Genomic DNA, 22,854 nt, shown 5'->3' on the forward strand with positions numbered 1-22,854 from the left:
GTCACTCCACGGTGAGCGTGACGATCGGATCGACGCGCGCGGCACGCCACGCCGGAACGAAGCACGCCACCGCGGCAGTCAGCACGAGCACGACGGCGCTCGCGACGAGCGTCGCCGGGTCCGACGACGACACGCCGAACACGAACTGCCGCATCGCCCGCCCGAGCCACAGCGACGCGACGGTGCCGAGCAGCGCGCCGGCGCCGGCGAGCGCCGCGCCCTCGCGCACGACCGCGCGCACGACGTGCCGTCGGGCGGCGCCTAACGCGAGGCGGATGCCGAACTCCCGCGTGCGGCGCGACACGAGGTACGCGAACAGCCCGTACGTGCCCACCGCTCCGAGCAGCAGCGCCGAGAGCCCGAACGTCGCGGCGAGCAGCATGCGGAAGCGCGGCGTCGTCAGCTCACGGTCCATCCGCTCGGACATCGTCACGAGCGTCTTCGGCTCGAGGTCGGGATCGAGCGCGCGCAGGCGGGCGCGCACCGCCGCCGCGACGCTCGCCGGCGGCACGCCGGTGCGCACGACGACGTACGTGAACGGGCGCGGCAGCTGCCGGTTCGACCAGTAGAGCTGCGGCTGCACCGGGGCGCCCGGGTCGACCGGCGGCACGTCGCGCACGACGCCGACGATCTCGAAGCGCACGCCGCTCTCGGACATCGTGAGCCGCTGGCCGACCGGGTCCTCGCCGGGCCAGTAGCGCCGCGCGAGCGACTCGTTCACGAGCGCGACCGCCGGCCCGTCGAGCACGTCGCTCGCCTGCAGGTCGCGTCCGCGCACGACGGGCACCCCCAGTGCCCGGAAGAATCCGGGGCTCACGTCGAAGTAGCGCACGGACGCGCCCTCGGGCGTCGGCCGGCCGACGAGCCGCACCTCCTCCGTCTCCATGCCGCCGAACAGCGGGCCGCCGGAGGCGGTGCCGACCGCCGTGACGCCGGGGACCGCACGCAGCTCGCGCTCCACGCGGTCCCACAGCGCCGCGACCCCGGCCTGCCCGCGGTAGCGCTCCGTCGGCGCGAACACGGAGAACGTGAGCAGCCGCTCGCGGTCGAAGCCGGGGCGCCACGACGCGAGCGCGCCGAACGACCGCGCGAGCAGGCCGGCGCTGGACACCAGCGTGAGCGCGAGCGCGAGCTCGCCCGTCACCAGCAGGGCGCCTAACGGCGACCGGCGCGCGGCGACGGAGCGTCCGCCGTCGCGCAGGCAGTGGGCGAGGTCGACGCGCGAGGCGCGGAGCGCGGGTACGAGCCCGAACACGATCGTGGTCAGCGTCGCCAGTGCGAGCGCGAACGCGAGCACCCGGCCGTCCACGCGCACGTCGGCGACGCGCGGGAGACCCTCCGGCGCGAGCGCCTTGAACGCCGACACCGACCACCACGCGAGCACGAGCCCGAGCGCCGCGCCGGCGAGCGCGAGGACGAGGCTCTCGACGAGGAGCCCGCGCACGACGCGGCCGCGGCTCGCCCCGAACGCGGCCCGCAGCGCGACCTCGCGGCCGCGCGCCACGCCGCGGGCGAGCAGCAGGTTCGCGACGTTCGCACACGCGATGAGCAGCACGACGCCCACCGCTCCGAGGAACAGCAGCAGCATCGGGCGCACGCCGCCGATCACGAGGTCCCGCAGCCGGACCATCTGCAGCCCCCAGCCGGGCGTCGCGTCGAAGTGCTCGCCGCGGAGCGCGCTCGCGATGCCCGCCAGCTCGGCGCGCGCCGTGCCTAACGATGCGCCGTCGCGCAGACGGCCGTACGCGACGAAGCCGCGCCACGCGCGGTGCTTCTCGGCGCGCGGGTCGATGTGCAGCGGCCGCCAGAGCTGCACGAAGTCGTACGGCGGCGGCGCGAAGCCGGGCGCGAGCACGCCGACGACCGTCACCGGCGTGCCGTCGAGCACGATCGCGCGGCCCACGACGTCGCGCGAGCCGCCGAACCGGCTGCGCCAGATCTCGTCCGTGAGCAGCACGACGCGGCTCTCGTCGCCGACGAGGTCGGAGCGGTCGATCAGCCGCCCGAGCTCTGCCCGGGCGCCGAGCGCGCGGAACATCTCCGGCGTCGCGATGCCTCCCGGGACGCTCTCGGCCCCGCGCGTCGTCGTCAGGTGGTACGGCCACGACCGGCCGATGCCGATCACCTCGATGCTCCGCGCGCGCGCCGCGATGTCCTCGACGTTGGGCGGCGACACGCTGCACCAGTCGGGCGTCGCGCCGGGATACTGCTCGCAGATCGTGATCAGCCGGTCGGCGCTCGGGAACGGGAGTGGCCGCAGCAGGATGCCGTCGACGACGCCGAACATCGCGGTCGTGACGCCGATGCCGAGCGTCAGCGTGAGGATCGCCGTGACGCTGAACGCCGGCTGCGCGCGCAGCCCGCGCAGCGCCTGCCGGAGATCGGAGAGGAGGGCGTGCATGGGAGCGCTCCGGTCAGTGCACCATCGCGTGCAGCGGTCCGGTCGCGCCGCACTCGGTGCACGTCAGGTAGCCGCGGCCGACCACGCGCAGCTCGGTGCGTCGGTCGCAGCCGTCGCACAGGCCGCGGACCGTCGCGTGCCGCTCCGGCACGAGTCCGGCCTTCGCCTGCAGCGCGTCCATCACCGTCGGCGCCTCCGCGCCGAGCGGACAGCGCCCCTCGCACCCCTCGCCGAGGTCGAGGCAGATCAGCTCCGCGTCGTGCAGCGACGCCTGACCGTCGTGCAGCGGTTCGTCGGTGAGCAGCGCGCGCACGTCCATGTCGCGCACCGAACAGTGGATCGTTGCCTCGCGCATGGTGTCCTCCTTGGTGAGCGTGCGGTCATGCCGTCCCCATCCCCGCGAATCCCATGAACACGAGCGAGAGCATGGCGACGATCAGGAACACGAGCGCCGGCCCCCGCGCGATCGCCGGCACGGGCGCGAACGCCATCCGCTCGCGGATGCCGCCGACGAGCGAGAGCACGGCCGTGATCCCGAGCCCGCCGCCGACGGCGAACACGAGCCCCTGGAGCAGCGTGTAGCCGCGGTTCGTCTGGAAGATCGTCATCCCCAGCACCTGGCTGTTGCTGGCGATGAGGGGAAGGAAGATGCCGAGCTCCCGGTACAGCGGGGGGCTCACCTTCTTCACGAACAGCTCCACGATCTGCACGATCGACGCGATCGCGACGACGAAGGAGATCACGCGCAGGAACGGCGCGGCGTCGAGCACGAACGCGTTCAGCGCCCACGCCGCGAGGCTCGCGAGCACCATCACGAACGTCGTCGCGAGCCCGAGCCTGAGCCCCGTGACGCTCTTGTTCGTCACGCCGATCACCGGGCACAGGCCCAGGAAGTACACGAGGACGAAGTTCGTGACGACCGCCGCCGACACGAAGATCCAGAACATGTCGCTCATACGAGTGCGGCCTCCCGCTCCCGCTCCCGCTCCGTCGTGCGCGGCGGCGAGACGACCGTCGCCGCGGCCGGCGCCGCCCGACGCTCGCGCGCCAGCTTCCGCAGGCCGTGCCAGTTCGCCACGAGCAGCAGCACGCCGATCATGAAGAAGCCGCCCGGCGGCAGGAGCATCACGACCCACGGCTCGAACGCGTGCGGCATGACCTGCACGCCGAGGAACGTGCCGTTGCCGAGCACCTCGCGCGGGATGCCCATCAGCAGCAGCGCGATCGTGAACCCGGTGCCGTTGCCCAGCGCGTCGAGGACCGAGAGCGCGATCGGCTGCCGTGACGCGAACGCCTCCTGTCGGCCGAGCACGATGCAGTTCGTGATGATGAGCGCGATGTACGGCCCCATCGCCTTGTGCACGTCCGGCACGAGCGCCTCGAGCGTCATGTCGGCGATGGCCAGGAAGGTGGCGATGATCAGGATGTACGTGGTGATGCGGATCTGGTGGGGGATGATCCTCCGCAGCGTCGACACGATGACGCTCGACCCGACGAGCACGAACGTCGTGGCGAGGCCCATCGCGAGGCTGTTGGCGACCGCGTTGGTCACCGCGAGCGCGGAGCAGAGCCCCAGCGTCTGCACCAGCACCGGGTTCTCGTGCCACAGCCCGCGCGTGAGCACGGCTCCCGCGCTCGTCGGCGCCGACGACTCCGCTCTGATCATGCTCATGGGCGCGGCCTCCTCGTCAGATGATGCGGGCGAGCTGCGCGCCCGGGAGGTTCCGCGCCAGCTCGCGCACGATCTCCGGCTCGCTCATGCCGAACAGCGCCGTCGTCGCCGCGTCGGCGCGCATCACGGAGTCGGCGACGATGGAGAGGCTCTGCATCGCCGTCGCGCGCGGCCGCGCGGTGGCCGGATCCATGATGTGGTGGTACCGGCGCCCGCGGTATCGGAAGAACTGCCGGTACGTGCCCGACGTCGCGACGGCGCGGTCGGCCAGGCGCAGCGTCCCGGCGAGCGCGCGCTCGTCGGTCGGCGACTGGATGCCGATCGTCCACGGCGCGTCGTCCGGCGCGGTGCCTAACGCGTACAGATCGCCGCCGGCCACCACGACCGCCTTCGCCACGCCGTGGCGTCGCAGCGCCGCCACCGCGCGATCCACCCCGTACCCCTTGGCGACGCTGCCGAGGTCGAGCCGCGCGCCGTCGTCGTGGTAGCGCAGCACGTGGCCGCCGCCGCGCGTGCCCAGCTCCACCGCGCGGTGGAACCGGCGCCCCGCCAGCTCGGCCACGCGGTCGTCCGGCGGCGGCTCGTGGCGGTGCTTCACGTCCCAGAGCACGCACACGGCGCCGACCGCCGGGTCGTAGCGGCCGTCGAGCGCGTCCGCCCAGCGCAGCCCTTCGGCCGCGACGTACGCCGTCTCCGGCGTCACCGCGACGGCGTCGCGCATCGCGAGGCGGTTCGCGCGGCCCACGTCCGACGTGTCGGTGAAGCGCGTCATGGTCCGCTCCACCCACCGCAGCTCGGCCACCGCGGCGTCGATCGCCGCGTGCGCGTGCAGCGGGTCGCGGTCCACCACCGCGAACTGCGCGATGGTGCCCATCACGGGGACGCTGCGCCGCACCACCCCCGCGGGACGCCGCCGGGCGAGCGGCACCGCCGCGACGACGAACGCGCCCACGGCGAGACCCATGAACTCGCGGCGGCCGATCTCTGTGCTGGTCATCGCTTCGCTCCCCTGGATTCGCAGCCCCCGTCGCCCGTGCACCCCGCGCAGCGTCCGTCGCAGCCGTCCCGGTCGCGCGGACGCAGCGCGCTGAACAGCCCGAACAGCAGCGCCGCGCCGATCACGCCCACGATGGTCGTCATCACGGCCTGGCCTCCTCGCGATAGGCGTCCATGAGCGGCTGCCAGCGCGCGATCGCGTCGTCGATGATGCGGATGACCGCGCGCGACGAGATCGTGGCGCCGGTGATCATCACGACGTCGTTCGGCGTGGTCTTGCCGCGGTCCTTCTTCACGCCGGCGACCGGCGCGACGACGTTCGCGAACCCGTTCACGAACGCGCTGTCCTTGTCGATCTTGTCGCCGAGCCCCGGCGTCTCCTTGCTGGAGATGACGCGCATCGCGATGAGCGTGTGCGCCGCGGCGTCGTAGCCGAACATCACGGTCACGGGATCCTGGAAGCCGTTCCCCGTGGCGCTCACCGCGAAGCCGATGCGCTTCCCCGTCGCGTCGTGGCCGAGGTAGATCTTCTCGAGCCCCTTCGCGCTCGTCCCCGCCGGCAGCGTCTTCACGAGCGCGCCCTTGGCGAGATAGAGCGTGTCGAACGACCGCGGCGCCTCGAGGACTTCCTGGATCGCGGCGCGCATCACCTCGCTCTTGTGGTGCTCGATGCGCGGCAGCGTGAGTCGGTACGCCGTCACGATCAGCAGCCCGGCGAGCGCGCCGGCCGTCGTCATCAGCGACAGCAGCCGCCACGACGGGACGTCGCGGCCGAGCACCGGCGGCGCGGACGTCATCCCCATGCTCATGCGGGCACCTCCTTCGCGGCGCGCACGCGCGTGCCGAACGGCCGCGGCTGCGTCACGCGGTTGATGAACGGCACGAGCGCGTTCATGAGCAGGATCGCGTACATCACGCCCTCGGGCAGCCCGCCCCACGTGCGGATGACGACGACCAGCACGCCCACGCCGGCGCCGAACAGCCACCGTCCGCGGTCGGTCACCGGGGCGGTCACCATGTCGGTCGCCATGAACACCGCGCCCAACACGAGCCCACCGGAGAAGAGCATGAACGGCGCGGACGCGTAGCGCGCCGGGGCGACGGCGTGCAGCGCCGCGGCGAGCAGCGCCACCGTCGCGAGGATGCTCGCCGGGATGCGCCAGTTCAGATACCCGCGCAGCGCGAGATAGCCGCCGCAGAGCAGGATGACGAGTGCCGCCGTCTCGCCGAGCGAGCCGCCCGTCGTGCCGAGCACGAGGTCGAGCAGCGGGGTGCCCCGGTGCTCGAACTTCAGGAGGCCTAACGGCGTGGCGGCGGTGATCGCGTCCACGGCGCCGCCCTTCAGCAGCGGCAGCGCGAAGTTGTCGCCCCGCAGCGCCCACCACGACCCGCCGACCTTCGGCCACGTCGTGATCGCGACCGGGAACGCCGCCTGGAGGAACGCGCGGCCGAGCAGCGCGGGGTTGAAGATGTTGTACCCGAGCCCCCCGAACAGCAGCTTGCCGAAGCCGATCGCGAATGCGCCGCCTAACGCGGCCATCCACAGCGGCATGCCGGCGGGCAGCGTGAGGCCGAGCAGGATGCCGGTGATCGCGGCCGAGCCGTCGCGCAGCGTGCCTCCCGTGCCGAACGCCCGCTCGGTGCCGACGGCGCCGACCACCGCCGCGGCGACGACGAGCAGCGCGCTCGGCCCGAAGAGCCACGCCGCCGCGAGCACGATCGGCGCGAGCGCCCCGACGACGTTCCACATGATGGTCGCCGTGCCGTCGCGTCCCTTGATGTGCGGCGACGCGGCGATGACGAGCGTGGGGTCGCGTGTCATGCGCCCGTCCCCGCCATCACGCGTCGCCGGAGTGCCGACTTGCTCGCCGCGAACAGCTGCGCGAGCGGGATGTTCGACGGGCAGACGTAGCTGCACGACCCGCACAGCATGCAGTCGCTCAGGTGCTCGGCCGCCATCTCGTCGTGGCGGCCGGCGCGCGCGAGGTCGCCCAGCAGCGACGGGTTGAGGAACATCGGGCACGCGTCGAGGCACCGGCCGCAGTGGATGCACGGCAGCGCGGCCTGGTCGCGCACCTCGTCGTGCGTGAGCACCACGACGCCGGTCGTGCCCTTGAGGATCGGCGCGTCGAGCGTCGACACGGCGGTGCCCATCATCGGCCCACCGAACAGCACCTCCGCCGCGTCGTCCGTCAGGCCGCCGCAGTGCGCGAGCAGGTCGCCCACCTTGGTGCCGACGGGGACGATCAGGTTCGCGGGACGCCGGACGCCGTGGCCGCTCACCGTCACGATGCGCTCGACGAGCGGCAGCCCGGTCTCGAACACCTCGGCGATGGTGGCGATCGAGCCGACGTTCTGCACGATCGCGCCGACGCTCGCCGGCAGCTGGCCCGACGCGACCTCGCGGCCGAGCACCGACTTGAGGAGCATCTTCTCCGCGCCCTGCGGGTACTTGACCGTGAGCGGGAGGATCTCGACGTCGTCGTTGCGGAAGCCGTTGCCGTTCGCCGCGCGCAGCGCCGCGATCGCGTCGGGCTTGTTGCGCTCGACGCCGATCACGCACCGCTTCGCGCCGAGCGCGTGCATCATGATGCGCACGCCGAACAGCACGCGGCGCGGATACTCCACCATGATGCGGTGGTCGGTCGTGAGGTACGGCTCGCACTCGGCGCCGTTCACGACGAGCGTGTCGATCGCGGCGTCCGCCGGCGGCACGAGCTTGACGTGCGTCGGGAATGCCGCGCCGCCGAGCCCCACGACGCCGGCGTCCTGCACGGCGCGCACGACGGCGGCGCGCGTCAGGCCGTCCCACTCCGGAACGACGCGCGGCCGCGCGATCTGCGCCGACCACCTGTCGACCGCGATGCGGACCGCGGTGCACATCGAGCCGTCGGGGTGCGGCCACAGCGCGACGTCGACGACGCGTCCCGACGCGGACGCGTGCACGGGCGACGACACGAAGCCGTCCGCCTCCGCCACGACGTCGCCGCGCTCGACGTGCGCCCCCTTGCGCACGATCACGCGCGCCGGCTTGCCGGCGTGCTGCCGGACGGGGAGCACGACCTCGTCGGGGTACGGCATGCGGCGGATCGGGAGCGCCGCCGTGAGCTCCTTCGACTCCGGCGGATGAACCCCGTGCGCGAACGCGTGCGCGCTCGCGCGGAACCGCGTCAGAAGGCCTGCGCGCGCTTCAGCCATTTGTCGAGATCCTTCTCCTTCGGATTGAGCGGCGTCCCCGGGTGGATCGCCGAGACCGGGCACTTCTCCGCCGCCATGACGAGCTGCGCGAACGTGCCGGCCGTCGCGTCCTTGACGTAGGCTTGCTTGTCGGCGTTGTAGGCGAAGAGCTTCTTGTTCAGGTTGATGCACTCGTTGCACGTCGTACAGCGATCGGACTCGATGTACGCATCGACGGCGAGCGCGTCGACGGCGGCGTTGCCCCGTGCTTCGGCGACGGCCATGGGAGATTCGGCGATCGGCTTCGCGACGATCGGTGGCTGGGACTCTTCGTTTTTCACCGCAGAGGACGCAGAGGACGCGGAGGACGACGCTGCTTTGGTGGTTTCCTCTGCGGCCCTCTGCGTCCTCTGCGGTTCGATGCTTTCGGCGGCACCGCCGTCAGGCACCCGAGCGAGCAGCTCGCGCACGGTCATCTCGCCGCGGCTGGAGCGCAGCAGCGTCTCCGCGAGCCGAGTCGCGATCGTCTGCGGGTAGCTCGCCTTCAGCTCGGCGATCTTCGCCTCGTACTCGCGCCGCGCCGCGTCGAGCCGCGCCTCGAGCGCCGCCTCGAGCGACTCGGCCACGCGCTCGCGCACCGTGTCGCTCACGCGGACGCCGGCCAGCTCGCGGAGCTGCGCCCAGAAGAGCTGGCGCTCCTCCGCCAGCCGCACCATCTCGTCCGACACGCTCCACCGCGCGAGCGTCCTCTCGCGCGTGAGCACGTACACGAACGGCCGCCGCCCGGCGCGCGCCTCCGCCGACGCGGCGAGGTACTCGTGGAACGGCATCGGCGCGTCGTCGTCCTGCGCGATCGGCGTGAAGTGCTTGCGGAAGCGTCCCTCCGTCGCCGCCCAGTCGGCCGTCGTCAGCGGGAGCTCCATCGAACGAGCGGCGCCGTCGGCGTCCACGTACTCCAGCGTGTACGTCGGCCACGCGTCGTCGAGCGACGGATTGCCGTCGAGCGAGAGGCACTGCGCGAAGCTCGGCCCCGCGTCCGGGTCGAACGTCACGAACGGGAAGGCGCGCGACTCGAGCGCGAGGCGCGCCGCGTGCTGCGCCGAGTCGTCGGCCAGCCCGTGCTCCACTGGGCACGGCGTGTAGATGTTGAACAGCGCCGGTCGGCGCTTCTGCAGCCCGCGCAGCACGCCGGCCATCAGGTGCGACGCCGACGCCTGTGACGACTGGTGCACGTACACGCCGCGGTGCGCGAGCGCGATGAGCGCGAGCTCCTTGCGCACTTCCGTCTTGCCGTGCGTCGCCGCGCCGTACCATGCCATGTCCGACACCTGGCCGGTGAAGCCGCTCGTGCACGCCTGGCCGCCGGTGTTGGAGTAGACCTGCGTGTCGAGCACGATGACGCGGATCGGCTTCGCGCTCGCGAGCAGGCGCGAGAGGTTCTGGAACCCGATGTCGAGCATCGCGCCGTCGCCGCCCATCGCCACGATCGGCGGGCAGAGCGCGAACTCGTCGTCGGTGAACGTCCGCCAGTCGAGGTCCGCGAGCTCCCGCTCGGTGGACTGCGCGTCGTACGTCCCGCCCAGCAGCGTCTCCGCGCGCCTCACCGCGGCGAAGCCGTCCGCCATCTTCCGCATGTGCCCCTCGAACACGCCGATGGCGAGCGACGGGCTGTCCTGGAAGAGGTGGTTCGCCCACGGGAACGGGTACGGGTTGAACGGGTACGTGCTCGCCCACACGCTCGAACAGCCGGTGCTGTTGGCCATCGCGAGGTGCGCGCGGCCGCGCGTGCTCGGGCCCTCGGCGTAGCGCCAGCGCAGGTCCTTCAGGTCGTGGATCGCCCGCGTCAGGCGCTCCATCTCGCCGCGCTTCTCGTCGTCGAGGTCGAGCGTGAGATGCCCCCCCACGCGCATGACCGCGTCGAGGTCGGCGTCGGCCGAGAGCAGCCCGCGCGCCTTCGCGTCGAGGCCGGCGATCAGCTCGCCGAGCCGCGCGATCTGCCGCTCCACGCGCGGCCGCATCATCGCCTCGATCGCCGAGACGACGAGGTGCACCGCGGTCTTCTCACCGCACCCCATGCATGCGCCGTCGCCGCCGGCCATCGAGCGGTAGCTCTCCTTCCGGAGCAGAAGCGTCGGCAGCACGCCGATCCCCTGATCGATGTCCGACACGTTCACGAACCGGCTCGGCGTGTCGGGAAGGCGCTGCCAGATCCGCCAGTTGTCGCGGAGCGTCGCGACCGTCGCGTCGTCCTGCCTCACGGTCACGAGCGCGCCGTCGGGGCACACGTCGACGCACAGGTTGCATCCCTTGCACGCCTCGGGGTTCACCGTCACCGAGAGCAGCCCGCCGCTCCCCTTCTGCCGGCGCTCCGCGCCGTCCCAGAACGTCTTCGTCTTCGCGAGCGGGAACTCGGCGATCGCGGCGCGCACGAGCGCCAGCTCCTCCTCGACGGTCGCGCGCTTCGCCGCGTCGGGCACGAGCTTCGGCAGCACGTTCGTCGCCGCGGCCGCGAGCGTGTCGGCGAAGCTCGTGAACGCCTCCGCGCCGACGAGGCGGCGCACCTCTCTGCCTAACGGCTTGAGGAGCGGCTTCACGCGGTCGATGGTGCCGCGCGTCGCGGCGTGGGCCGCGGCTGCCGCGAGCACCTCCTCGGGATCGCTCACGAGCCCCGGGATCGCCGCGTCGGGGCACTGCGTCCAGCACTGCGCGCAGCCGGTGCACTTCTCGGCGAGGAACCGCGGCACCTCGAGGCGCACGTCGGTCATGTCGCGCACGGCGCTCGTCGCCGCGGGGATCGCGCCGATCGCCGCGAACGGGTCGGCGATGCCGTCCTGCCCGAGCTTGCACGGCACGCACACCTGCTCCCAGAACCGCCCCGGATTCCCGACGCCCCACTCGGCGTCGGGCGCATCGAGCAGGGCGGGCATCGCGGGCACCGCGCCGGGCGCGGCGTCGTCGGCGAGCGCGACCGGCGTCACCTCGCGCACCTCCGTCGCGCCGCGGCGGATGACGCGCAGGTTGTCCTCGACCACGCGCTCGCCCTTCGCGCCGAACTTCTTCGCGAGCTGCTTGCGGATCCCCGCGAACAGCTTCTCGTCCGCGACGCCCTCGCGCGCGAGCAGCGGCGACGTCTCGAAGAACGCGCCCATGAACGCCGCGCCCTGCATGCGGTACCGCAGCTCCGCGTCGCTCGCCTCGCTCTGCGCGATCGCGAACGCGTCGAGCACGAAGACCCTGACCTTCCTCGCCACGATCTCGCGCCGCGCGCGCGCCGGCAGCGCCGCCCAGAAGTCCGCGGGCGCGAGGTCGCTCTGGATCACGAACACGCCCCCGTCGCGGATCCCGGCGAGCGGGTTGGAGTGGCGGAACACGTTCGGGTCGGGCGACAGCACGACGTCGACGTGCGTCAGCTCGCAGTTGAGCCGGATCGGCTCGTGCGCGAACGTCGCGTAGAACGTCGTCGGCTGCCCCTTCTTCTCCGAGCCGTACTTCGGGTTCGCCTTGATGTGCATGCCGAGCAGCTCGAAGACCGTCATCGCGACGTTCTTCCCCATCGTGATCGCGCCCCAGCCGCCCACCGAGTGGATGCGCAGGGAAACGGAGCCGTTAGGCATCAGATCGAGGTCGCCGGCGCTCGGCAGCGACAGGTCGGCCAGGTGCGGGTAGCTCTCGAGGAGCTGCTCCTGCCAGATCTGGAGCTTGGGCAGCCGCGTCTCGGGCCGCACGAAATCGACGCCGAGGTAGAACTGCCGTCGGTGCGCGCCGGCCGGCGTCATGTTCAGCACGGCCGCCGCGATGTCGCCCGGCTGCAGGTCGCGGCTGCCCAGCCCGAAGCAGCCGGCGTAGAACTCGGGCACCTCGTCGGCGTCGACCGCGGCGACGCGCGGGTGCGGCAGCACGGCGTTAGGCGCCGCCGCCAGGGCACGTCCGTTCTCGACCCCCTGCCCCATCGCCGCGCGGATCTCGCGCAGCAGCGGCGGGTCCACGGCGAGCGGCTGGTCGGTGCGCTCGAGCACCACGACGGCCTTCTTGCCGGCGAGCAGCCGCGTGACGAGATCCGCGGGGAACGGCCGGAACATCGTGAGATTCAGCACGCCGGCCTTCAGCCCGTGCGTCGCGCGCAGCCAGTCGGCGACCGCCTCGGCGTTCGACACGACGCTGCCCTGCCCCACGACGACGTACTCCGCGTCCGCGAGGCGGTAGCCGCTGCACCGCGCATGGCGGCGTCCGGTGAGGCGCGCGAACTCCTCCATCGCGCGGTCCGTCAGCTCGGCGACGTGGTCGAAGTAGAACGGCCGCTGCGCGGCGACGCCCTGCGCGAAGCTGTCCTGGTTCTGCACCACGCCGAGCATCGCCGGGTGGTCCACGGCGAACAGCTCGGGGATGCGCCGGCGCTTCGCGCCGAACACGAGCCGTTGGGCGGGCGTCGGCGCGTCGATCACGTCGGACGGATCACCGAGGAACTCGCGCACGAGGCCCGGCTCGGGCGCGCGCATCGTCTCGAGCACGTGGCTCGTAAGGAACCCGTCCTGCGCGACGATCCCCGGGTTCAGCGACAGCTCGGCGACCCGGTGCGCGATCAGGTTCAGGTCCGCCGCCTCCTGCACGTCCTTCGCGAAGAGCTGGAAGAACCCCGTGTCGTCGACCGCGTGGTAGTCGTCGTGCCCCGCGTGCACGTTGAGCGCGTGCTTCGTGATCGCGCGCGCGGCGATGTTCAGCACGTACGTGAGGCGCTTCCCGACCGCGGGATAGAGCGACTCGTGCATGTACACGACGCCCTGGCCGCTCGAGAAGTTCGCGGCGCGCAGGCCGGTCATGCTCATCCCGGCGGTGACCGCGGCGGCGGCGTGCTCGCCCTCAGGCTCGAAGAACAGCAGCTTGCGGCCGTTGACGTTGCGCTTCCCCTCGGCCACGGCGGCGGCCCACCCCTCGCCCATCTGCGTGGAGGGCGTGATGGGGTAGGCGCCGGCACCCTCGCTCGCCGCGGTCTCGACGAGCACGACGGCCGTGCTGCCGTCCATCGCGCTCGGCGTGCCCGGATAGCGAGGCGGGGCGGCCGGCACGTCAGGCTTCGGCGCTGCGGCTCTCGCCGCCTTCCCGAACGTGATCACTGGGCGGTCTCCGTGAGGGCGTCTCCACGCTCCGCGCTCCACGCTCCCCGCTCGCTTCGTTCTGCACCGATGCCGAGCGTGGAGCGTCGAGCGGGGAGCGTGGAGGGATTCTCGAACTGCGCGCGCGTCATCCACACGATGGCGCCGGTCGGGCAGCGCCCGACCGCGTCCGGCGCGGCGAGCGCGTTCAGCTCGTAGTTCACCACCGCCACGCCGCTCTCCACGCTGATCAGTCCGGGCGCGGCGTCGAGGACGCATCTGCCGCACGCCGTGCACGCGACCTTGCACGCGTCGAGCGCGTCGTCGCCGGCGACGAGGTTCCTGCACTGCACGAGCAGGCGGTGGTCGAGCGGGTGCAGCGTGAGGAGGCCCTTGGGGCACGGCTCCACGCACTTGCCGCACGCCGTGCACGCGTCGACGTCGACGAGCGGGATGCCGTCGTCGCTCATGCGCATCGCGCCGTACGTGCACGCCGCGACGCAGTCGGCGAGGCCGAGGCACCCCCAGGCGCACCCCTTCCCGCCGCCGGCGACGGCTGCCGCCGCGGCGCACGTCGGGAAGCCGCGGTACTGGGCCTGCTGGGCCGCGACGTGCGCGCCGCCGGCGCAGTGCATGCGCGCCACGACCTTCACCGCCTGCCCCGCCTCGACACCGAGGTACGCCGCGATCGCGGTGCGCTGGTCGTCGTTCGCGACGTTGCACCCGGACGGCTGCCTCTCGCCGCCGACCAGCAGCTCGGCGAACGCGCGGCACCCCGGCACGCCGCACGCGCCGCAGTTCGCGTTAGGCAGCATCGCGGCCACGGCGTCGATGCGCGGATCCTCCCACACGCGGAGCTTGCGGTTCGCGAGCGCGATGAGGACCGCGAACACGAGCCCGATCCCGCCGAGGATCGCGACGGCGGTGATCATAGCCCCGCCTCCGCGAGGAGCCACCGGACGAGTGCATCGGGACTCGGGACTCGGCCCGACGGGACTCGGGCCGACGGGACTCGGGACTCGGGACTCGGGACTCGTGGGCTGACAGCGCCCGAGTCCCGAGTCCCGAGTCCCGAGTCCCGACCGCCCAGGGCCGCGAGCTGCGCCAACTCCTCGCGCAGCTGCCACGCGCTCCGGTCGCCCGATCCGGTCGCGGGCGCGGCGGCCGGGAGCGCGTGCACGGCGAGGCGCTCGGCGAGCGTGCCGCCGGCCGTCGGGTCGTGCACGAACCGCGCGGCGCTCTCCGGCACGAGCGCGGCGACCGCTGGCCCGTCGAACGACGCCACCGTCGCGAGGTCGTTCGCGTTCGCGGTCTGCATCACGAGCACGCCGGGCGTGATCAGCCGGACCAGGGGCGCGCCCGCCGAGGCGCCGCGCACCACCAGCACGAGCTTCATCTGCCCGTCGAGCAGCTCGGCCAGCGACACGGCCCGCAGGTCGGCGTCGTCCACCTCGATGACCAGCGGCGGCGCGAGGTCGCGCGCCGCAGCGTTCCACCGCGCGAACGGCAGGCCGTCGAGCGGCGGCGCGTGCGTCTCGGCGCGGTACACGCCGGCCCGCACGGCGCGGAACACGCGCCCCGCGGCGTACGCCCGGCCTAACGACGTGACGGCGCGCTGTACGGCAGCGTGGAGGTCTCCGCCGGGCGGGACGTCCACCGCGAACGCCGCGTCGCCGGCCGCGTGCAGCGTGCGCAGCACGTCGCCCGCGCGCCGGAGCGCGAACGACGACTCGGGCGCGAGGGCCGGCGCGGTATCGAACAGCGCGGCGAACCGCGCGGCGTCCACGCGCCCGCGCGCGAAGGCGCCCAACGCCGCGAGCGCCGGCGTCTCCGCGTCCGCCGCGCGGTGCGCGTCGAGGTACGCGTCGATCTGCTCCGCCGCCGCGACGACCGCGGCGCGGAACCGCTCGCGCGGCACGGCGGTCGCCGCGAGCGCGACCGCGATCTGGTCGTCAGACGGCATGCTTGTCGAGCTCCTGGTCGAGGAGCGCGCGCCGCTCGGCGGCGGTCCGCGGCGGCACGCGCCGGATCACGTCGTAGCGCGCGCAGCGCTCGTTGCGGTAGAAGACACCGAGCCGGATCCGCTCTCCGGGCGTCGCGAGCTGCCGCGCGCGCTCGAGGTCGCGCGGGTCGTGCGCGACGCGGTGCGTGTAGGTGCGCTCCAGCTCCGGTGCCGTGACGCCGTCGTCGTGCACGAGCAGCTCGATGTTCTCCGGCCGCTGCACCGCGCGCTGGTAGATCCCCGGCGTCCAGATGGGGCAGCGCTGGAGGACGCGCACGAACGCCAGCCCGTCGTGGTGGTAGGCCGCCTTCAGCGTCGCCGCGAGGTGCGCCGGCACCCACTCGGCCGTCTGCGCCACGAACGACGCGTTGGTCACGCCCAGCATCAGCGAGATCGGGTCGAGCGCCGGCAGCCAGCTCCCCTTCGGCTGCGTGTTGCTCGGGTGGCCCTGCGGCGTCGTCGGCGACGTCTGGTTCTTCGTCAGCCCGTAGATCGCGTTGTCGAGCATCAGCGCGACCATCTTCACGTTGTAGCGCAGCGCGTGCACCCAGTGCCCCGCGCCGATCGACGTGCAGTCGCCGTCGCCCATCACGACGAACACGGTGAGGTCGGGCCGGTGCAGCTTCACGCCCGTGGCCACGGGGAGCGCGCGGCCGTGGATGCCGTGGAAGCCGTACGTCTTGAGGTAGTGCGGGAAGCGGCTCGAGCAGCCGATCCCCGACACGAACACCGTCTGCTCGGGCCGGAGCTGCTCGGCCACGAGCAGCTTCTCGACCGCGGTCAGCACCGAGTGGTCGCCGCAGCCGGGGCACCACCGCGCCTGCGCGCCCTCGTAGTCGGAGAGCCCGTAGTCGCGGTCGTCGTCCGGCCCCCAGACCGCGCTCGTGAGCGGGCAGCACGTCTCGGCGCTCATGCGTCACCTCGCGTCGTGTTAGGCACCTTCGCGCGGATCGCATCGAGGATCGCGCCGGGGTGCAGCGGCTCGCCCGGCACGCGCGTCCAGCAGTCGACGTCCACGAGCGTCGACGCGCGCAGCAGCCACGCGAGCTGGCCGAGGCGCCGATTCTCCGGCGTGATGTACGGCGCGTCCGGCTCGTCGCTGTAGTTCAGCTCCACCGTGCACACGCGCCGGAAGCGCGAGAGGATCTCGCGCAGCCCGGGCGGGAGCGGCGACAGGAAGGTCAGATGCAGCGACGAGACGCGCAGCCCCGCGGCGCGCGCGCGGGCGACCGCCTCCTCGATCGCGCCGCGCGTGCTCCCCCACCCGACCACCAGCAGGTCGCCGCTCTCGTCCCCGTTCACCGTCGGCGGCAGCAGCGTGCGCTGGAGCACCGCGAGCTTGCGGCTCCGCATCGCGGCGCTGTGCTGATGGATGCCGCCGCCGTACGCCACCTTGCTGCGCGCGTCGTGCTCGAGCCCCGTGACCGTGTGCATCCCGTTCGGCTGCCCCGGGATCACGCGGCGCGACAGCCCCGTCGCCTCGTCCCAGTCGTAGGGCTTCGTCCCCTCGGGGACCGCGTCCTGGTCGAGCGCCGCACGCATCCACCGCTCGTCGAGCGCGGGGCGCGGGAACGGCGCCACGCCGGTCGCGAGGTTCGCGTCGGACAGCACCACCACGAGACAGCGGAACGTCTCGGCGATGCGCCGCGCCGTCACCATCACGTGGAAGCATTCCTCGAGCGTCGACGGCGCGAGCACGACCTTCGGCGCGTCGCCGGGCTGGCCGTGGAGCACCGCGAGCAGGTCCGACTGCTCCACCTTCGTCGGCAGCCCGGTGCTCGGCCCGCCGCGCTGCACGTCGACGACGACCAGCGGCGTCTCCGTCATCACCGCGAGGCCGAGGAACTCCGTCTTCAGCGCGAGCCCGGGGCCGCTCGTGATCGTCAGCGCGACCTTCCCCGCGTACGACGCGCCGAGCGCCACGCCCGCCGCCGCGATCTCGTCCTCCGCCTGGTGCACGATGCCGCCGAACCGCTCGAACGTCTCGCTGAGGGCGTGCGACGCCGACGTCGCTGGCGTGATCGGGTACATGGCGCACAGCTCGAAGCCCGCCGCCACCGCGCCTAACGCGATCGCCTCGTTGCCGTTCATCACCACCATCGGCACGTCCGTGCCGCCCTGCGCGGAGCGCGGGGGCACGTCGACGCGGAAGTCGAGGTTCGCCTCCGCCCACGCCCACCCGAGGTCGAGCAGCGCCACGTTCTGCCGGTAGCTCTCCTCCGACTTCTTGCGGAAGGTCTGCGCGATCTGCTCGAGCAGCCGCGCGCGGTCGCGCCCGTAGATGCACGCCAGCATCCCGAGCGCGAACATGTTCTTTCCCTTGCGCGCATTGTCGACGAGCGTGAGACACTGCTCGTCCATCGGCACCTCGACGACGCGGTAGGCACGCGTCGCGAGCTCCGCGAGCGCCGCCGCGTACGCGGCGCGCACGTCCTCGTCGGGGTGCGACGCCCACGCGCGCTCGAGCAGCACGATCGCGTCCGGCGCGAGCGCGCCGAGCCGGTGGCGCGCGAGCAGCACCTGCTCGTTGAACGCGACGACCAGGTTCGTCTCGTCGCCCCAGTTCGTCACCGGGCCGGTGCCGATGCGGATGCGGTTTCCGCTCGCGCCCTCGGGGATGCGCGGCGGCGGCTGGATCTCGGCGGGGATGATCTCCACCGTCCACACGCCGTTCCCCATCTTCGCCGACACGGCGGCGAAGATCTGCCCGCACTTCTGCGCGCCCTCGCCGGAGTCGGAGACGATCTCCACGGTGTGCTCCGGGCAGCGCAGCACGTGTGGCGTGCGCGGTGGGGCTGCACTCGTGGGCATGAGCGTCGACGTCATCGGTCACCTCGATCGCGCCGGTTGCGGAGGGTCGGTGCGATCAAGAATTGGACGTCGCGCCCGCTGCGTCGGTCGGGGACCGGGGCGGCTCCTGTCGGAGATCCCCTGATTCGGGGCGCCGGCGGTTCGCCGCTGTTAGGCGTGCGTCACGCCGGCGCGCGACCCCCGAGATGGGCGAGAATCGGCGCCACCACCGCGTCCTCGTGCACCACCTGCTGCGGCATGTGATGGAGCAGCACCGCGGACGGCGCCGTGCGGAGCACCTCGTCCGCCACGCTGCCGTGCACGAGCCGTCCGAGGGGCCCGCGGCCGTGCGTCGCCAGCGCGATCAGGTCCGCGCGGTGCTCGGTCGCGGTCTCGACGATCGCCCTCGCCGGCGGCTCGCCGCTCCGCGTGGCGACGGCGACGTCCAGCCCCGTCGGGCGCACCCGCTCCGCCAGCTCCTGCAGGTACGCGTTCGCCAGCCGTTGCTCGACGCCGAGGTCGCGGTCGTACTCGGCCGGCGTGGCGAGGGTGCGCACGAGCGGGTGCAGCGACGGCACCACGTGCAGCAGCGTGTACTCCATCCCCGTCGTGCCGAAGAGGTCGACCAGCGGCGTGATCACCGTCTCGCTCTCCGGCGAGCCGTCCACCGCGACGAGCACGCGCCGGAGCTCGGGTCGCGCGTTGCCGTCGGCCGTGATCGTCGACGGGCGGGGGCGCAGCGCGAGCACGGGGATGGTCGCGTGCCTCACGAGGGCGTCCGTCACGCTCCCGAGCCACAGCCGGCGCACGCCGCCGCGGCCGTGCGTCGTCATCACCACGAGATCCGGCGCCGTCTCGCGCACGTAGGCGACGAGCATCTCCGCGGGCGCCCCGTCGATCAGGCTCGTCGTGACCGGCACGGCGTCCGTCGCCTCGAGGCGGCGGCGCGTCGCGTCCAGGTACCGCCGCAACAGGGCACGACGCTCGCCGAGCGCGGGCGCCGGCGCGTGATGCACCGACAGCAGCTCCACGCCGGCGCCGATGCGGTCCGCGATGCTCATCGCGAACGGAATGGCGTACTCGGCGAGCAGCGAGCCATCGAGGGGAACGAGGACGGTGAGCATGCTGTTCTCCTCATGCGGTCAAGATGCGGTCACGCGTTAGGCACGCCGTGCCCGGCCGAAGACGAAGGTCCGACGCACCAGTCGCCCGTCGCCCAGGGCCCGCGCGATGTTCGTGGTCGTGACGATGCCCACCAGCGTGTCCCCCTCCATCACCAGGAGCCGATGCACGTCGGCCTCGCGCATCCGTGCGACCGCCGTCCATACGTCGGCCGTCGGTGGAAGCGCCTGCACCGATCGCGTCATCACGTCGTCGACGGTGTACGCGGCGAACGGGTCGCGGTCGGCGCGCGCCGACTCGTCGTGCGACTCGATCACGTCCGCGTCCGCCGCGGACCATTGCTCCGCGAAGAACCGGGCGGAGGGGTCGTCGTCGAGCGGATCGTCGGGCTGCCACGTCGAGGGATCGGCGTCGGCGTCCGACTCGCGCTCCTCCTCACGCTCGGTCGCCTCGATCGGCGGCGACGCGAGAAACGCGAGGATGTCCGTCGCCGAGACCACACCCACCACCCGGTCCCCGACCACCACCGGCGCACCGCCGACGTGCCGGGACACGAGGACGTCGGCCGCCTCCTGCAGCGACGTGCTCGGGCTCACGGTGAGGACGTCCGTCGTCATGATGTCGCGCAGCCGTAGCATGGCCTCCTCCGTCCGCGGGTCGCCGCACGTCGCACGCGACGCTCGTCGCGCGCGCCGGGCTGCTCGTTGACGACGCTACGCCGGCGGGACGCGGCTGTCTGTCAGGGCGCAGCGGACGGTATCCACGCGGCTCCCTGACGAGGCGACCCCAGGTCCCGTCGCGACGGCGTCTCCTCGGGATGCCACGGGCAGCACCGGACGCCGCTGTGCGTGAACGCCGCACACGCTGTCTGGCCGTCGCCGACGCCGGCACGACGAGCGTGCGCGCAACGTTGCACCGGTGACGCATCGGCACGCATCGGGATGCCTAACGAGGAACGAGTATGACGACCATGACGTTCGGTCAGCCGTTCGCCGCCGGCTACCCGGCGGCGACCCGCCGCGTCGGCTTCTGGTCCGCCGCGTGCGCGACGGTCTTCGCCGTTGCGTACGCCGTCGGACAGATCGCGGAGTGGCTGGGCTGGCTCGGCTCGCGCGGCGGGCCCGAAAGCAGCAGCACGCCGCTCGGCCTCGTGGTGCTGCTCACGCCGTCGCTGCTCCTCGGCTCCGCGTTCGTCGTCCTGCTCGTGAGCGTGGACCAGGTCGCACGCCCGGAGCGGAAGATCTGGAGTCAGGCCGCGCTCGCGTTCGGCATCGCGTACGCGGTGCTGATCAGCATGAACTACTTCGTGCAGCTCACGCTCGTCGCACCGCGGCTCGCGCGCGGCGACACGCGCGGGATCGAGCCGTTCCTGTTCGTGCCGTTCGCGTCGTTCCTGTACGCGGTCGACATCCTGGGCTACAGCTTCATGAGCGTGGCCGCGCTGCTCGCGGCGCGCGTGTTCACGGGCCGTGGATTGGAGCGCCGAGCGCGGTGGTTCCTGACGGCGACCGGGCTGCTGCTGCCGTTTCTCGTGGGCCAGATGTACTGGCATCCGCTGATCTGGGGCGCGGCGCCGTGGGCGGTGACGTTCCCGGGCGCGACGTGGAGCCTGGCGCTCCTGTTCCGCCGCGGTGAGCGGGTGGAAGGGTGACCCGGGAGGCCCCGGTGTGACGAGTGGGGGCCCCCGTGTTCCACGCGAATCGGCCGCGCTCGTTACCTTGCGTTGTCGCCCGTTAGGCAGCCGAGCCTCCTTCCGACGCCGATCCCCGATGCCGCCGTCGCCACACTCCATCAGCGAGGAACAGAGCACCGCCGTGCGGCGCGCCATCGGCGCCGCCGTCGGCGAGGCCGGCACGCCACGCACGCCCGAGGTCCAGCGATGCCTCACCGGCATCGTGCAGGGGCTGCTCGACCGCGGCGCGAGCGCCTCCGAGGTCCACGGTCTGCTCGCCGCGCTCTTCGCCGAGGTGCGCGCGCTTTACGAGGACCTCGCCGTGCGCGGGGCGCTCGAGGTCCTGCACACCGAGATGCGCTCGTATGCGCTCGCGCACGAGCGCCGGCGGCCGTCGGACGATCGGTGCGAGGGCTGCGCGCCGTAGATTCGAGCCGTCACCCGCGGCGTCGAGTCGTTAGGCCGCGCGTCAGTCGCGGAGGTAGTGGCAGGTGTACCCGCCCGGGTGCTTGCGCAGGTAGTCCTGGTGGTACGACTCCGCGCTGTACCACGTGGAGGCCGGCTCGATCGACGTCGTGATCGGCCGCTTCCACTTGCCCGAGGCCTGCACGCGCGCGATCACGCGCTCCGCCGTCTCCCGCTGCTCCGGCGACTGCGGGAAGATGGCCGAGCGGTACTGCGTGCCGACGTCGTTGCCCTGGCGGTTGAGCGTCGTCGGGTCGTGCAGCCGGAAGAACCACTGCTCGAGCAGCTCCTCGTAGCTGAGCACCGTCGGGTCGAACGTCACCCGCACGGCCTCCGCGTGCCCCGACTTGCTGTCGTGCGTGTCCTCGTACCGCGGATTCTTCAGCCAGCCGCCGGTGTAGCCGGCGTCGGTGTCGATGACACCGGGCACGTCGCGCAGGATGTCCTCGACGCCCCAGAAGCAGCCGCCGGCGAGCACGGCGACTTCCGTCTGCCGCTCCGTTTCGGCCTGGTCACTCATCTCTCGCGCTCCCATTGGAACCTCCGGAACGGTAGTCGCGCCGCGTTCACGGCGCGAACGGAAGTAGGCCGCGATCTCCGCGTACTGCTTCCGGGGTCCGCTGCCCTGCCGCTGCGACACGTAGTATTCCGCCCATCCCAGCGGCGTGCCGCCCCAGGCGGTGTCCCGCGCGTTCAGGTCGGCGCCGCCGTCGACGAGCGCCTGCACGGCGTCGAGCGCACCCGACGACACGGCGTGGTGCAGCGGCGTTCCGTGCGGGTACAGGCCCGCGCTCGGAGCGTTCACGTCCACGCCGGCGCGGAGCATCCGTCGCAGCGCCCGATCGTTCCCGTTCAGGGCCGAGAGCACGAACGCGAACTGACGGCCCGGTACGCTCACCGTCGGCAGCAGCCGTTCGACATCGTCCCACCAACCGAGGATGAGCGCCACCTCGAGGGTGACCGTCGCACCGCGCCTCACGAGGTGCTCGGCGGCGGCGACGTTGCCGTTCACGAGCGCGTTGTTCTGATTGCCGTCGAGCGCCGCGCCCGCGTCGACGAGCACGTCGATCAGTCGCAGCTGCACGCCGCGCTCGCGCGCGATCCACGACCACGACACCAGAGTGAGCGCGTAGTCGAGCTGCTCCTGCAGATTCGCCTCGCTCTCGCGCCTGGCGGCATCGATGATGGCCTGCGCCACGGAGGCGATGTCGTCGGGGAGCGTGCCGTTCCGAACGGGATCCTCCGCCACGAACCACAGCAGGTAGGGCCGCTGGAAGAAGCCGTCCAGCGCATGGCCCACCCGGTCGCGCAGCCAGGGGCCCGGCGACTCGAGACGCTCGCGGACCAGGGCCGGCGTCGCCGCGACGAGCTGCTCGAGCCGCGCGACGTCGCCGGCGTCGATCGCCGCCACCGCTTCGCGAAAGCGCGCGTCGAGCGACGCGTCGTCATCGTCAGGAGTGTGCATCG

19 protein-coding genes are annotated in these 22,854 nt (G+C 72.7%); 2 read left to right on the plus strand and 17 right to left on the minus strand.

What is annotated here, in order from left to right:
- Position 1: 1 nt before the first annotated feature.
- The 16 genes from J421_RS25470 to J421_RS25540 form a co-directional block, all read right to left on the minus strand.
- Entirely contained in the window at positions 2 to 2,401 is a 2,400-nt protein-coding gene (locus J421_RS25470; protein ID WP_025413941.1) for an ABC transporter permease, read from the minus strand.
- Positions 2,402 to 2,414: 13 nt separating this feature from the next.
- Positions 2,415 to 2,756 (minus strand): hypothetical protein, encoded by a 342-nt coding sequence (locus tag J421_RS25475; RefSeq protein WP_148306533.1) that lies wholly within the window; start codon positions 2,754 to 2,756, stop codon positions 2,415 to 2,417.
- Between the two features lie 25 nt (positions 2,757 to 2,781).
- Positions 2,782 to 3,357 (minus strand): electron transport complex protein RnfA, encoded by a 576-nt coding sequence (locus J421_RS25480; protein ID WP_025413943.1) that lies wholly within the window; start codon positions 3,355 to 3,357, stop codon positions 2,782 to 2,784.
- The gene (rsxE, locus tag J421_RS25485; protein WP_025413944.1) at positions 3,354 to 4,073 is read right to left on the minus strand and encodes an electron transport complex subunit RsxE; all 720 of its coding nucleotides are present in this window, start codon (positions 4,071 to 4,073) and stop codon (positions 3,354 to 3,356) included. The genes J421_RS25480 and rsxE overlap by 4 nt, the downstream gene beginning before the upstream one ends.
- 16 nt (positions 4,074 to 4,089) lie before the next feature.
- Entirely contained in the window at positions 4,090 to 5,070 is a 981-nt protein-coding gene (locus J421_RS25490; RefSeq protein WP_025413945.1) for an FAD:protein FMN transferase, read from the minus strand.
- A complete protein-coding gene (locus J421_RS32305) occupies positions 5,067 to 5,216 on the minus strand; it encodes a FeoB-associated Cys-rich membrane protein (RefSeq protein WP_148306534.1) in 150 nt (49 codons plus the stop codon). Before J421_RS32305 ends, J421_RS25490 begins: the two co-directional genes overlap by 4 nt.
- A complete protein-coding gene (locus J421_RS25495) occupies positions 5,213 to 5,878 on the minus strand; it encodes an RnfABCDGE type electron transport complex subunit G (RefSeq protein ID WP_025413946.1) in 666 nt (221 codons plus the stop codon). The genes J421_RS32305 and J421_RS25495 overlap by 4 nt, the downstream gene beginning before the upstream one ends.
- On the minus strand, positions 5,875 to 6,891 hold the full coding sequence (locus J421_RS25500; RefSeq protein ID WP_025413947.1) for an RnfABCDGE type electron transport complex subunit D: 1,017 nt from the start codon (positions 6,889 to 6,891) through the stop codon (positions 5,875 to 5,877). The genes J421_RS25495 and J421_RS25500 overlap by 4 nt, the downstream gene beginning before the upstream one ends.
- Positions 6,888 to 8,267 (minus strand): electron transport complex subunit RsxC, encoded by a 1,380-nt coding sequence (gene rsxC, locus J421_RS25505; RefSeq protein WP_025413948.1) that lies wholly within the window; start codon positions 8,265 to 8,267, stop codon positions 6,888 to 6,890. The genes J421_RS25500 and rsxC overlap by 4 nt, the downstream gene beginning before the upstream one ends.
- The gene (locus J421_RS25510) at positions 8,240 to 13,357 is read right to left on the minus strand and encodes a 2-oxoacid:acceptor oxidoreductase family protein (protein ID WP_025413949.1); all 5,118 of its coding nucleotides are present in this window, start codon (positions 13,355 to 13,357) and stop codon (positions 8,240 to 8,242) included. Before J421_RS25510 ends, rsxC begins: the two co-directional genes overlap by 28 nt.
- Positions 13,354 to 14,268, minus strand: a complete 915-nt coding sequence (locus J421_RS25515) for an RnfABCDGE type electron transport complex subunit B (RefSeq protein WP_025413950.1) — start codon at positions 14,266 to 14,268, stop codon at positions 13,354 to 13,356. Before J421_RS25515 ends, J421_RS25510 begins: the two co-directional genes overlap by 4 nt.
- Entirely contained in the window at positions 14,265 to 15,299 is a 1,035-nt protein-coding gene (locus J421_RS34140) for a hypothetical protein (RefSeq protein WP_025413951.1), read from the minus strand. Before J421_RS34140 ends, J421_RS25515 begins: the two co-directional genes overlap by 4 nt.
- Complete coding sequence (locus J421_RS25525) at positions 15,289 to 16,251, minus strand: thiamine pyrophosphate-dependent enzyme (RefSeq protein ID WP_025413952.1); 963 nt, start codon at positions 16,249 to 16,251, stop codon at positions 15,289 to 15,291. Before J421_RS25525 ends, J421_RS34140 begins: the two co-directional genes overlap by 11 nt.
- Positions 16,248 to 18,164: a 2-oxoacid:acceptor oxidoreductase subunit alpha gene (locus tag J421_RS25530; protein ID WP_025413953.1), complete on the minus strand. Its 1,917-nt coding sequence runs from the start codon at positions 18,162 to 18,164 to the stop codon at positions 16,248 to 16,250. Before J421_RS25530 ends, J421_RS25525 begins: the two co-directional genes overlap by 4 nt.
- Before the next feature lie 146 nt (positions 18,165 to 18,310).
- On the minus strand, positions 18,311 to 19,252 hold the full coding sequence (locus J421_RS25535) for a universal stress protein (protein ID WP_025413954.1): 942 nt from the start codon (positions 19,250 to 19,252) through the stop codon (positions 18,311 to 18,313).
- A 36-nt stretch (positions 19,253 to 19,288) separates the two neighbouring features.
- Positions 19,289 to 19,888: a CBS domain-containing protein gene (locus J421_RS25540; protein WP_025413955.1), complete on the minus strand. Its 600-nt coding sequence runs from the start codon at positions 19,886 to 19,888 to the stop codon at positions 19,289 to 19,291.
- Between the two features lie 323 nt (positions 19,889 to 20,211).
- Between J421_RS25540 and J421_RS25545 the strand changes: the two genes are divergently transcribed.
- Both J421_RS25545 and J421_RS25550 read left to right on the plus strand, forming a co-directional pair.
- Positions 20,212 to 20,901 carry a hypothetical protein gene (locus tag J421_RS25545; protein WP_025413956.1) on the plus strand — a complete coding sequence of 230 codons (690 nt, stop codon included), beginning with the start codon at positions 20,212 to 20,214 and terminating at the stop codon, positions 20,899 to 20,901.
- Between the two features lie 118 nt (positions 20,902 to 21,019).
- Positions 21,020 to 21,349: a hypothetical protein gene (locus J421_RS25550; RefSeq protein ID WP_025413957.1), complete on the plus strand. Its 330-nt coding sequence runs from the start codon at positions 21,020 to 21,022 to the stop codon at positions 21,347 to 21,349.
- A gap of 42 nt (positions 21,350 to 21,391) precedes the next feature.
- Here J421_RS25550 and msrA read toward each other — a convergent pair whose 3' ends face one another.
- Positions 21,392 to 22,852, minus strand: coding sequence for a peptide-methionine (S)-S-oxide reductase MsrA (msrA, locus tag J421_RS25555; RefSeq protein ID WP_025413958.1), 1,461 nt, complete (start codon positions 22,850 to 22,852; stop codon positions 21,392 to 21,394).
- Between the last annotated feature and the right edge of the window lie 2 nt (positions 22,853 to 22,854).

Source organism: Gemmatirosa kalamazoonensis (genome assembly GCF_000522985.1).
GTDB classification, from domain to species: Bacteria; Gemmatimonadota; Gemmatimonadetes; order Gemmatimonadales; family Gemmatimonadaceae; genus Gemmatirosa; species Gemmatirosa kalamazoonensis.